The following is a 13,290-nucleotide window of genomic DNA, read 5'->3' as shown; positions in this document are numbered from 1 at the left end:
GCATGAAAGACGATAAATTTGACAGCTTTATACAACTGCTTTATGAAACCCATAAAGCAGAATGGGAGGCGACACCCAAAATAAGGCAGTGCGTAGGCTGGTTATCAGATCTTTTTGAATTTTTGTTTCCAAATAACCACGCCAATAAGTTGTCAATATATGGCGGTCATTTGAAAAAAAACCAGATAGACCTTGAAAATATATTGTTAAGCTATCTTGATCCGGCAAATATCAATATTGAGGAAGCTGTAGTTTCGTTTTACGACTCACTGAATGAAATTTACCAGGATTTGCGGAAAGATGCCTCCATGATCTATGAAAAAGATCCGGCGGCTACCAGTATACATGAGGTAATTGTATCGTACCCTGGTTTTTATGCCATCGCGGTTTATCGTATAGCACACCAGCTTACCCGGTTGGCCATACCTATTTTGCCCCGGATACTATCAGAGCACGCTCATGGCAAAACAGGTGTTGACATTCACCCCAAAGCTACCATAGACGTGCCTTTTTGTATTGATCATGGCACCGGCATTGTAATTGGCGCAACCAGCGTTATAGGCAAACGCGTAACCATTTACCAGGGCGTAACATTAGGGGCGGCACAGGTAAGCAAGGATCTTTCCGAAACCAAACGGCACCCTACGGTAGAAGACAATGTGGTTATTTACGCGCGAAGCACCATATTAGGTGGCCGCACTGTTATTGGCCACAACAGCGTGGTAGGTGGCAGTGTATTTTTAACCAAAAGCGTTCAACCCTACTCGCATGTATTTAATACCCATCAGTTAAGAATTGAGGTAAAAGAGAACTTGCAATAACATTTAATTCATTATGGTTTCTAAACTCAGTTCTTCTGAAATTGTACATTTTCTGATCATTCTGCTCATCATCCTTATACCGGCGCGACTGCTTGGCGAGCTTTGTCGCCGGTATAAGTTACCTGCTATCATCGGCGAAATTTTTGCCGGTATAATAGTTGGCCCTACCCTTTTAGGGTTAATATATCCCAACCTGTTTAAAGGCATTTTCCTGGCAGCCCCGCACGCCTTTGAAGCTTATGATGGCATTGCTAATATTGGGATTATCCTGCTCATGTTTATTGCCGGTTTCGAGGTAGATCTGAAACAGATCCGCCAAAATGGTAAACAGGCCATCAGCATTAGTTTAACAGGCATCATATTCCCGTTTGCCATCGGCTTTGCGTCGGTTTGGTTCCTGTATCAAAGTCATTTTGCAAATGCGGCCAATAACCAGTTGGTTACATCATTATTTTTTGGCACCGCCTTATCCATCACCGCGCTCTCGGTCATTACCAAAATTTTGCTCGATCTTGATATTTTGAATACCCGCATTGGCAACATTGTACTTACAGCCGCCATGGTTGATGATTTTTTAGGATGGATATTATTTTCGATCATCATACAATTAATGAATGTGGGTAAGGCAGAGGCCTCATTCTGGTCGGTAAGCATAGTTGTAGTATATGCCATTTTTATGCTCACCGGGGGCAAATGGCTTATACATCGCCTGCTGGCCTTTGCAGGCAAAGCGCAAAAGCAAGGGCGTGTGCTTACCATGGCTGTGTGCTTATGCCTCATCAGCGCCTGTATTACCGAAAGCCTGGGCGTACGCGGAGTATTCGGCGCTTTTTTGGTAGGCATAGGCATTAATGATTCGGCATATTTTACTGAAAAACATAAGCACGTACTGCACCAGTTCACCATCAACGTGCTTGCGCCGTTATTCTTTGCCTCTGTTGGTTTAAGGCTCAATTTTATCGCCAACTTTAACCTTGAGGTAGTATTAATCATCCTTGTTATCGCCTGCCTTGCAAAACTAATAGGCGCAGGAATAGGCAGTGCTTTAAGCGGCATGACCAAAAACGAATCAATAGCGGTAGCCTTTGGGATGAATGCCCGCGGATCGCAGGAAATTGTGCTGGGCTTACTGGCCTTACAGGTGAAGATCATCAGTGAACCTGTATTTGAAGGATTGGTGGTGATGACGGTGGTAACTATGATTATATCCGGCCCTATTATGAAGTACTATTTTCTTAAAGAGCAAAAATTGCAGCCAGCCGAAGCTTTTGTAGAATATTAAAAATTTGGTCTTTATATGTTCCAAAATCATGTATCCAAATAATTACAAAACATTTTAGCACGATGGACTATTTTTGCATTAGTTAATTCGCGCTGTGAAAACGTTTAAAAAAACCATACAACAATATATCGTACTATCACTTATAGTGATATACCAGGTTATTGGTTTGGTGCATATCGCTTACCTGCCGAGGCAGAACGATGCTTTTAACACGCATTCATCATCTGTAGATTTTCTGCACAAAAACACTAACACCAGTCAGTCCAGGGTTCCGTTTCAAAGAAGTTTCCATTCATTTGAAAGTCGCAAAAGCTTGGCGGCACCTACCAGGATATTGATTTTGTTTTTTGCTTTCCTGCTTGTTAGTGGTACATTTTTAATTATTGCTAAAAAGCCAAATGGCACTTTAGCCGCCGTATATTCACATACGCCCTCTTCTTATCTCAACCTGCGTATGCTCAGGATTTGAGTTTTCCTATCTTTTTGAATTTGCCGGTGTGGCGTTGTTGACCTACGCTTTGCATCTGTAAATATTGTGTAACAAATCATTGCCTTTTTAACCGGCAGTGAAATTTTGCAGCGCTCAAATTTCGTTTCCTTCTTAAAAATTTAACCAGGATGACTGCTAAAGGTCATTCGCTATACATCAACCTGTTTTGCCATGATGCGCATACAAATTAATATTTATGGTTTAAGGCCGTTTTTATTTGCAGGCTTGCTTTCTTTGTCATTAACCGCTGTAGCTCAAAATAACAAGAAGAAGCAATTTCCTGTACCCGAAAACGTACCAGATACCAGTACGGTGGGTTTCCCGATAATGCCCAATGCTACCGATGCCGGTAAAAATAGCGGCGAGTATTTAACCTTAAAACAATGTATTGACTACGCCTTAATACATCAACCTGCTTTAAACAAAGCTTTGATAAGTACGGATATTGCCCGTACCACCAACTCCATCAATTTGGCGGCATGGTTGCCGCAGGTAAATGCCAATGGCAATGTGGTACATTATATACAGCAATCAAATGCTAATATCTCAACTAATACGGGTACCACCACTACAACAGGCACGGGATCTGCCAGTACAGTGCGTAGTAGCTATACCAACACTTTTATCCCGGAGTTAGCGGTATCGCAGGCTATTTTAAGTCCCAGCCTTTTGTATGCGGCTAAAAGCGCGCCTTTATTGGTGAAGCAGGCTCAACAGGTTACCGATAGTACCAAAATATTCCTGGTTTCGGCGGTAAGCAAATCGTTTTACAATGTATTGCTCACCTTACAGCAAATTAATGTATTGAAGGAAGATACCACCCGCCTAGGTAAAAACCTGCGAGATACCTACCATCAATATAAAGGGGGAATAGTTGACGAAACCGATTACCTGCAAGCTACCATCACGCTCAATAATTCGGCAGCCCAGCTAAAACAGGCTAATGAAAATATCATCCCCCAGTACACGGCCTTAAAACAGCTGATGGGTTACGAACCCGGGAAAGATTTTAATGTAAGTATCGATACCACCCAAATGATGGCCGATATCCAGATTGATACTACCCGCCAGTTGCAATATGAAAAGCGGATTGAGTACCGCCAGGTTGAAACCCGCAAAGATTTGCAAACACAGCTTACCAATTACTACAAGTACGCTTATCTGCCAACTATATCGGGCTTTTTCAATTACAGTTTGCAATACGCCAACAACAATTTTTCAAACCTGCTGTCAAAATCATATCCAAGCTCAATTGTTGGCGTATCGTTAAGCATTCCAATATTTACGGGTTTTGCAAGGGTACATAATGTGCGCAAATCGCAATTGCAGGAGCAACTGATCCATTGGGATGAGGTTGATCTTAAATCGCAATTATATAAGGAGTATGCCACCGGCCTGGCCGATTATAAGAGCAACCTGTTTAGCTTTAATGTGCAGCGTAAAAATGTGGCTATGGCCAAGCGCGTTTACTTTGTGGTAAACCTGCAATACAAACAAGGCATTGTAGCCTATCTTAACGTGATCACTGCCGAATCAAACCTGATCACAGCCGAAATCAATTACACTAACTCGCTTTTCCAGCTGCTATCAAGCAAAATTGACCTGGAGAAAGCGATGGGAGATATCACTTATTAATACTAAAAAACCAAGTCCATGAAGCGCGTATTTTTAAATGCCATTGTTATAAGTATTTTACTTTTTGCAGCCTGCCAGCAAAAGCAGCCGCCTCAAAATACCGAAGTGCCCGTAAACCTTTTCAAAGTAAAGGCCAAAAAGGTATTGTATTATGATAAGTACCCATCAACCACAGCTGCACTAAGCCAGGTGAGCCTTTTACCACAGGTGCAGGGTGCCATCACCGGCATATTTTTTACCGAGGGAACCGAAGTGAAAAAAGGGCAAAAGCTGTATGAAATTGACAAGCGGATTTACCGGGATAGCTATGATGCCGCTGTAGCCAACCGCAAAGTTACCGAAGGTACATTAACGCAGGCCCAGCAGGATGCCGACCGTTATGAGTACCTCAATAAATACAACGCCGTTGCTAAACAACTGTACGATCATGCCGTAATCACGCTTGAAAATGCCAAAAGCCAGGTAAAATCGGCAGACCAGGCGGTAAGAACAGCTAAAACCAATTTAGGTTATGCCGATGTATATGCGCCTTTTGATGGTACCATCGGCTTAAGTCAGGTAAAATTGGGTAATGTGGTAACAGCTGGCACTACGGTATTAAATACCATATCAACCGATAACCCGATGGCTGTCGATTTTGTGATCAACGAAAAACAGCTGCCTAAATTTGAGCGCCTGCAGCAAAACAAGCATGAACCAACCGATTCACTCTTCACCATTTTGTTAGCCGATAACTCGCTTTACCCGGTTAACGGTAAAATAGCGGTGATTGATAGAGCGGTTAATTCGCAAACCGGTGCAATCACCATCAGGCTGGTGTTCCCCAATCCTAAAGGTATGTTAAGGGTGGGTATGAGCTGCGTGGTACGTGTACACAACCAGGAGCCAGGGCCGCAAATTGTAGTGCCGGGCAAAGCCGTTGTGGAGCAAATGGGCGAATACTTTGTGTATACCGCCAAAGATACCATGATGAATAACCCTAAAGCGGGTGCCGATTCGGCCAAAAACAAGATCAAAAAATTAGTGGCCTTTCAGAAAAAGGTTCAGGTTGGCGAAACCATTGGCCCCAACATGATTATCAAAAGTGGTATTGACGAAGGCGAACGCGTGATAGTTGATGGCGTGCAGTTATTGCACGATGGTTCAAAAATAACCACTGCCAATAAGGTAGGTCCATCTGCCGGTGGCAAGGCCCGTTAGTGATAACGTTAAAACACAAACAAAAAATTTAGACGAAGACATCCTATGATCGCTAATACTTTTATAAAAAGACCTGTAACGGCCATCGTGATATCTATTGTGTTGATTATTACAGGTACTGTGAGTATCCTCATGCTGCCGATAGATCAGTACCCCGATATTACGCCACCTATTGTACAGGTTAATGGCCAGTTTACCGGTGCCGACGCGCAAACGGTTGAACAAACTGTTGCCACGCCCATTGAAGAGCAGGTGAACGGAACGCCGGGCATGGAATACATGCAAAGCAACAATACCAACAACGGGCAAATGAGCATGAACGTAACCTTTAAAATGGGTACGGATATAGATGTTGCAGCCCTTGATGTTCAAAACAGGGTGAGTATTGCTACCCCCCTATTGCCTGCTGTTGTAAGCAGGCTGGGCCTTACTGTTCGCGCGGTAAACCCAAGTATGCTTATGATGGTGGCCATTTACGCGCCCAAAGGCACGCATAACATTACTTTTTTAGATAACTACACCAATATATTTATCCAGGATGCCTTGCTACGGGTTCCGGGCGTAGGCAGCATTAACCGCTTTACGGATGATTTTAGTATGCGTATCTGGATGAACCCCGATAAAATGGCGGCTTACAGCCTAACCCCATCTGATGTTATCGCAGCCCTTAACGCCCAAAACGTACAGGTTGCTGCTGGTACAGCCGGTGTGCCTCCGCAGGCTTCCAGTCAAACTTACGAGTTGGGTATCCTGGTGAATGGCAGGTTAAGCAAGGTGTCTGAATTTGAAAAGGTGATCGTAAAAACCATCCCGGCTACCGGGCAATTGGTTTATTTGAAAGATGTGGCAAGGGTTGAGTTGGGTAAATTTACCTTTTCCAGTAACTCGTTTGTTGACGGGCATAAAGCATCGTACCTGCAAATTTACCAGGCACCGGGTAGTAACGCTTTAGAAACTGCCAATGGTGTATACGCGGCTTTGGCCAAATTGAAAACCAACTTTCCATCTGATGTGCAGTACCGTGTACCATTTGAATCGGTTACGGTGGTAAAAGTTTCTATGGAAGATGTGGTAGGTACCTTATTAAAAACCTTGGGACTTGTTGCTGTTGTAGTGTTCCTGTTCCTGCAAAACTGGCGATCTACACTAATTCCCGTACTGGCTATCCCGGTATCCATCTTTGGTACGTTTTGCTTTTTTATCCCATTGGGCTTTACTATCAATACCTTAACCATGTTTGGTTTTGTACTGGCAATAGGTATTGTGGTTGATGATGCCATTATTGTGGTAGAGGCGGTACAGCACTATATCGATCATGAAGGTATGTCGGCCAAAGAGGCCACTTACCAGGCCATGAAAGATATATCAGCACCGGTTATCGCTATCGCTTTGATCTTAGCCGCGGTGTTTGTGCCGGTAGGCTTTATCCCGGGGATAGTTGGACGTTTATACCAGCAGTTTGCCATCACCATTGCCATATCGGTAATTATTTCGGCATTTATCGCCTTATCGTTAACGCCGGCATTGTGTACACTACTGTTAAAACCATCGCACATTGATGCCGATGCTAAAGGTATCAACAAACTGTTTTTCAAATTCAACAGTTGGTTTCAAAGGGTAACAGACAGGTATACCGAGGGTGTAAAAAAGAGCATCAAGGCATCGCGCTTTATCGTAATTCTACTGTTATGCATCTGCGTAGCTACCTTCTTCCTGTTTCAGCATAAGCCGTCGGGCTTTATCCCTTCAGAGGATGATGGCAATTTATACGTTACGTTTCAATTGCCGCCGGCCTCTTCTACGGCAAGGTCTGTTGAGGTGATGTCGAAACTAATGAAAGTTATCGGCTCAACACCAGGTGTAGCGCATTATGCGGCGCTATCAGGCTTAAACGTGGTAACCAATGCAAGTAACTCCAATAACGGTACCATTTATTGTCAGCTTGCCCCCTGGGATGAGCGCGGCAAAACAACAGAACAGGTGCCCGGCATCATAGGCGAACTGCAAAAACGGATTGCCGATGCCGGAATCCGGGATGCCAATGTGGAAGTGATCCAACCCTCCCCTTTACCGGGTATTGGTACAACGGTGGGCTTTAGCCTGCAAATTGAACAGCGCAGCACTACAGATAACCTCCAAGACTTTCAAAAAGTGGTAGATAAGTTTGTGGCCGCCGCCAATAAAAATCCGGTGATCTCCAAGGCCTTCACTTTTTACACTTCGCACACGCCTAACTATAGCTTAACTGTCGACAGGGAAAAATGCGAAAAACTGGGCGTTAATGTGGCCGATGTGTTTACTACTATCCAGGCTTATATGGGTAGCTTATACATTAATGATTTTACTACTTACAACCGCACCTTCCACGTAGTGGTACAGGCCGATACGGCTTTCCGTAAAGTGGTGGCCAATATGGACAAATATTATGTGCGCAACTCGGCCGGCGATATGGTGCCGTTGGGTACATTGATGAATTATAAACCTGTTGATGCGCCGCCGCTGATATCTCATTTCAATATTTTCCGCACGGCCGAAGTTGATGGATCGGCAGCCGAAGGACATAGCAGTGGCGAGGCCATAGCCGCTATGCAGGAACTGGCAAAAAAAACTTTGCCCGAGGGTTACGATTATGAATTTTCGGGGCTGAGTTATGAGGAGATCAAGGCTGGGTCGACAACCATTTACATTTTTATGTTCTCTATCACCTTTGTGTTCCTGTTCCTGGCGGCGCTGTACGAAAGTTGGTCGGTACCATTTTCGGTTCTGTTGGCAGTGCCGATAGGCGCCATGGGGGCTATCCTGGCGCTGGTGCTGGTACCAAGCTTAACCAATAACGTTTACGCGCAAATAGGGTTGATCACGCTTATAGGTCTGGCGGCTAAAAACGCCATCCTGATTGTGGAGTTTGCCAAGGTAAGGGTTGATATGGGCGAGGAACTCATTAAATCAACATTAGAAGCGGTAAGCCTCCGTTTGCGGCCAATTATCATGACTTCGCTTGCCTTTGTTTTGGGCGTATTGCCATTGGTATTAGCCACTGGTGCCGGCGCTGTAGCCCGCAGAACCATAGGCTTTACCGTTTTGGGTGGTATGATAGCAGCATCTACACTGGCCATATTTATTGTGCCTGTGCTATTTGTGCTTATCACCCGCTTCTCGTACGGTAAAGAAAAACTGGAATATCTGCAAGCGCACAAAAACGACCTGGCAGAGAAAGCCAAGAAAGTAGAAGCCCAGAATATAGACCCCGAACTGGAATATGAGATTGAAAAATCCCGTGCATTACATAAAAGCTAATTAAGGATGATTTCAAATACATTTATAAAGCGGCCCGTAACCGCCATCGTAATATCGCTGGTGTTGATGATTGCCGGGGTGATCTGTTTGGTTAACCTCGCGGTTGATCAATACCCCAATATATCGCCGCCAAGTGTATCGGTTAACGGGTCATACACGGGTGCCGACGCGCAAACCGTGGAGCAAAATATAGCCACGCCTATTGAAGAACAGGTAAACGGCACGCCGGGTATGGAATACATGACCAGCACCAGTACCAATAGCGGCAGCATGGGCATCAGGGTAACTTTTAAAATAGGGACCAATGTGCATATAGCAGCGCTTAACGTACAAAACCGTGTGGGAATCGCCGCCCCGCTCCTGCCATCTGTAGTAAGTAAATTGGGCTTAACGGTACGTGCCAGTAATCCCGATCAGCTGATGCTGGTGGCTATTTACTCTCCAAAGCACAGCCATAATATTACCTTTTTAGATAACTACACCAGTACGTTTATACAGGATGCCATATTGCGTGTACCCGGTGTAGGCGATGTAAGCGCGCGTACAGATAATTTCAGTATGCGCATATGGATGAATCCCGATAAAATGGCATCCTATGGTTTAACACCTGCCGATGTTACCGCCGCGCTTAATGCCCAAAACGTTTATGTGGCCGCTGGCTCTGTAGGTGCGCCACCGCAGGATGCCAATCAAACCTATGAAACGGGTATACTGGTTAACGGGATGATCAGTAAGGTGAAGGATTATGAAAACATTGTGGTGAAAAGCATCCCCGGCACCAGCGAGTTGGTGCACCTGAAAGATGTAGCCCGCGTTGAATTAGGCAAGTTTACCTTCTCAAGCAATGCCTTTGTTGATGGCAACCGGGCCTCCACCATCCAGATTTATCAATCGCCAGGAAGTAATGCTTTGCAAACTGCCGAGAACGTATATGCGGCTTTGGCCAAATTAAAAAAATCGTTCCCTAAGGATGTTGACTATGTGGTACCTTTTGAATCGGTAACCATTATCAAAGTATCGATGCAGGAAGTGATAGGTACACTGATAAAGGCCTTAATACTGGTGGCTATAGTGGTGTTTTTGTTCCTGCAAAACTGGCGATCAACGCTTATCCCTATTTTGGCTATCCCGGTATCCATATTGGCTACTTTCATCTTCTTTATACCGCTGGGCTTTACTGTTAATACCTTAACCATGTTTGGTTTTGTACTGGCGATAGGTATTGTGGTGGATGACGCTATTATTGTTGTTGAGGCGGTGCAGCATTATATTGATGAGCAGCACATGTCGCCCAAAGAGGCTACGTATCATGCCATGAAGGAGATTTCGGCACCGGTGATCGCTATCGCATTGATCCTGGCATCGGTGTTTGTGCCGGTAGGTTTTATTCCGGGGATAGTTGGGCGTTTGTACCAGCAGTTTGCTATTACCATTGCCATTTCGGTTATGCTTTCGGCATTCATAGCGCTATCATTAACGCCGGCGCTGTGTACCTTACTGCTAAAACCAACCAAGCCGGTTACCGATAAATCCAACTGGCTCGATAGATTTTTCAGGGGCTTTAACCGCTTTTTTGAACGGCTAACTTTTAAATATACCAACGGCGTACACAAAAGCATTAAAGGCGCACGGTATATTGTTATTTTGTTGGTTTGTATTTGTGTAGGTACGGTGCTGCTGTTTAAAATAAAGCCCTCTGGGTTTGTGCCGGCAGAAGATGGCGGGCGCTTGTATGTAACTTACCAATTACCGGAGGCTTCATCAACCATCCAGTCTGTAACCGTAATGAACAAGCTGATGAAAATTGTGGCTTCCACAAAGGGCATTCAGCATTATACGGCTATATCGGGCTTTAATATCCTGAATGGTGGTGCCAACTCTAATAACGGGTCCATGTTTTGCATGCTCACTCCCTGGGATGACCGTACTACACCCGATACACGTGTACCGGGATTAATGAATATTATCAAGCAAAAGATAGCCAAAGCAGGTATTAAAAATGCCAACGTGGTAGTGGCCCAGCCGCCCCCAATCAGAGGTATTGGTCAGGCTGCCGGTTTTAGTATGCAAATTGAGCAGGGCAACTCAACCGATGATATTTACACCTTTGAAAAAGTGGTGAAAAAGTTTGTGGCCGCCGCGAAAGCCAATCCCGCTACGGCAGGTGCTTACAGTTACTTTTCAGCGCATACACCAAGCTATCAGTTGAATGTCGATAGGGAGAAATGCGAGAAGTTAGGCATCAACATATCTGATGTTTTCTCTACCATGCAGGCTTATATGGGGAGTTTGTTTGTAAACAACTTTACCTTATATAACCGTACCTATCACGTAGTTGTGCAGGCCGATACTGCCTATCGGGCACTGATCTCCAACATGAATAAATATTACGTGCGTAATTCAGCAGGGCAAATGCTGCCTTTAAGCGCGGTGATTAGCTACAAGCCTATTGTGGCTGCGCCATTGATCACTCACTTTAACATCTTCCGTTCGGCCGAAGTTGACGGTTCTATCCCACCCGGCTACAGCAGCGGACAGGCCATTGAGGCTTTGAAGGAATTAGCCGCCAAATCATTACCACGCGGATACACTTACGAGTTTTCGGGACTGAGTTACGAGGAGTTAAAAGCGGGATCGACTACGGTTTACATTTTCATGTTCTCTATCATGTTCGTATTCCTGTTCCTGGCGGCTTTGTATGAAAGCTGGTCGGTACCCTTTTCGGTGATGCTGGCGGTGCCTATAAGCGCCTTTGGTGCTATCCTGGCACTTACTGTGGTGCCAACCATTACCAATAATGTTTACGCGCAGATTGGTTTAATTACGCTGATAGGTCTCTCGGCAAAAAATGCCATCCTTATTGTGGAGTTTGCCAAAATAAGGGTCGACCGTGGCGAAGAGCTGGTGAAATCGACCTTAGAAGCCGTACGACTAAGGTTACGGCCAATCATCATGACATCACTCGCGTTTATCCTTGGTGTATTACCGCTGGTATTAGCCACCGGTGCAGGCGCCGAATCACGTAACACCATAGGCGTAACTGTTTTAGGGGGAATGATTGCCTCATCTACCATTTCCATATTTATTGTGCCCGTGCTTTTTGTGTTGTTTACCCGATTTTCGTACGGTAAAAAACAGCTTGCTTACTTACAGGAACATCATGAAGAACTGATGGAAAAAGCAAAAAAAGTGGAAGCACAAAACATTGATCCTGAATTGGAATATGATATTGCAGAAGCAAAAGCACAGCATGATGAATACAAGGCATCACGACAAACAAATTAACACTGTAGCAAAACAAAGATGAAGAACACAGAACTGCTATCGCAAAATTTAAGGTTGATCAATTATTTTTATACCCGTAACATCAGCCGGGAGCTATCTTCTATAAAGGCAGACCACCATTTTGAAGTGTTACTTATGCTGGCTAAACAAAAACAACCAATCACCCAAAATCAATTAGCCGCATTACTGCATATCGATAAATCGCGGGTAGCGCATATCATATTTTCGATGGAAGAAAACCAGGTAGTGATGGTAAGGACTAACCCCGACGACAGGCGACAGCACCTCATCTCGTTATCGCCAACCGCGCTTAAAACCATTCCTTACATTGAAAAAAAGGTAAAAGAGGTAAACGAACTGGCAAACACCGGTATCAGCGAAGAAAAGTTATCAGTTTTCATAGAAGTAGCCGAAGCCATGATGCAAAATTTAACAAAGCAAAAGAGCGGTAAAAAGGTTTCAAAAACCGATGGGGCAAGAGATTCAGAAAACGGTTAACTAAGATATAGTTTAAATGCCAAAAACGCCTTGCCAAATAATGGCAGGGCGTTTCAGTAAAAGCACTCTTATCATTTTCATATAAAGAGAGATCTTTCAACGAGCACACAACAGGTAGCCGCGATGCGGCATCTCGTCTGGTTCATTTATTTCTACAAACGGGTAGCCGCTATGCGGCATTGAATATTTGATAAAACAAAAAATTGCCCGGTAACGCAATGTCATTAAGTTAAGAGAACTCCATCGGGGTTTAATGTCGGTAGAAAAGAACAGGTACCCGAGCCTTCGTGCCGTTAGGTACGAAACTGACGATGTTGCGTACCTAACGGCAAGCTTTTCATTTGGGTTTATCGTTACTAACGATATTTTGCGCCTATCGGCGCATTTCAAATTCTTTAATTTAACAACATTGCCGCATGGCGGCTACCTATTTGTAGAACAAATATTTCATTTTTTTTGCTCCGTAGGAGCTACCTTTTACCACGCAAATCTTTAAAATCTTCCCTACACGGCGTTTGAATTTATAAGAGAAAAATAAAATGTTTGTTAACTTTGCTCTATGACTTTTGAGGAATTAAGCGATTATTTCAGTAACACCCAATTACCCGCCGAGCTGCGATTAGACCGTGCCACAACACAACTCAACGTTGCAGATCGGGTTAAACAATTGCTTACCAATATGAATTTATACCCAGAAAACTGGCGTCACAAACACCAGTTGTTACGTATCAAAAACGCTTTGGAAAATCCTTATAACGGCCCCGAGATTCCGCGCTACTAAA

The 13,290-nt window shown here is 44.3% G+C and carries 9 protein-coding genes; all 9 read left to right on the top strand.

The features are described 5' to 3' along the window. Positions 1-2: 2 nt before the first annotated feature. The 9 genes from QWZ17_RS28865 (at position 3) to QWZ17_RS28825 (ending at position 13,289) form a co-directional block, all read left to right on the top strand. Positions 3-821 carry a serine acetyltransferase domain-containing protein gene (locus tag QWZ17_RS28865; protein WP_290308835.1) on the top strand — a complete coding sequence of 273 codons (819 nt, stop codon included), beginning with the start codon at positions 3-5 and terminating at the stop codon, positions 819-821. A gap of 13 nt (positions 822-834) precedes the next feature. Next, positions 835-2,103: a cation:proton antiporter gene (locus QWZ17_RS28860; RefSeq protein WP_290308834.1), complete on the top strand. Its 1,269-nt coding sequence runs from the start codon at positions 835-837 to the stop codon at positions 2,101-2,103. A 94-nt stretch (positions 2,104-2,197) separates the two neighbouring features. Further along, positions 2,198-2,572, top strand: coding sequence for a hypothetical protein (locus tag QWZ17_RS28855; protein WP_290308833.1), 375 nt, complete (start codon positions 2,198-2,200; stop codon positions 2,570-2,572). Between the two features lie 192 nt (positions 2,573-2,764). Then, a complete protein-coding gene (locus QWZ17_RS28850; protein WP_290308832.1) occupies positions 2,765-4,228 on the top strand; it encodes a TolC family protein in 1,464 nt (487 codons plus the stop codon). Positions 4,229-4,246: 18 nt separating this feature from the next. Further along, positions 4,247-5,428 (top strand): efflux RND transporter periplasmic adaptor subunit, encoded by a 1,182-nt coding sequence (locus QWZ17_RS28845; protein ID WP_290308831.1) that lies wholly within the window; start codon positions 4,247-4,249, stop codon positions 5,426-5,428. A 45-nt stretch (positions 5,429-5,473) separates the two neighbouring features. Then, a complete protein-coding gene (locus tag QWZ17_RS28840) occupies positions 5,474-8,725 on the top strand; it encodes an efflux RND transporter permease subunit (protein ID WP_290308830.1) in 3,252 nt (1,083 codons plus the stop codon). A 6-nt stretch (positions 8,726-8,731) separates the two neighbouring features. Next, complete coding sequence (locus QWZ17_RS28835; RefSeq protein WP_290308829.1) at positions 8,732-12,010, top strand: efflux RND transporter permease subunit; 3,279 nt, start codon at positions 8,732-8,734, stop codon at positions 12,008-12,010. 18 nt (positions 12,011-12,028) lie between these two features. Further along, positions 12,029-12,508, top strand: coding sequence for a MarR family winged helix-turn-helix transcriptional regulator (locus QWZ17_RS28830; protein ID WP_290308828.1), 480 nt, complete (start codon positions 12,029-12,031; stop codon positions 12,506-12,508). A 559-nt stretch (positions 12,509-13,067) separates the two neighbouring features. Next, positions 13,068-13,289 (top strand): DUF6965 family protein, encoded by a 222-nt coding sequence (locus QWZ17_RS28825; protein ID WP_290308827.1) that lies wholly within the window; start codon positions 13,068-13,070, stop codon positions 13,287-13,289. The last annotated feature ends 1 nt before the right edge of the window (position 13,290 follow it).

It is taken from the genome of Mucilaginibacter flavus (genome assembly GCF_030409315.1).
GTDB classification, from domain to species: domain Bacteria; phylum Bacteroidota; class Bacteroidia; order Sphingobacteriales; family Sphingobacteriaceae; genus Mucilaginibacter; species Mucilaginibacter flavus.
The sequence above is the reverse complement of the archived record's forward strand: the minus strand, read 5'-3'. Positions and strand labels throughout refer to the sequence as shown.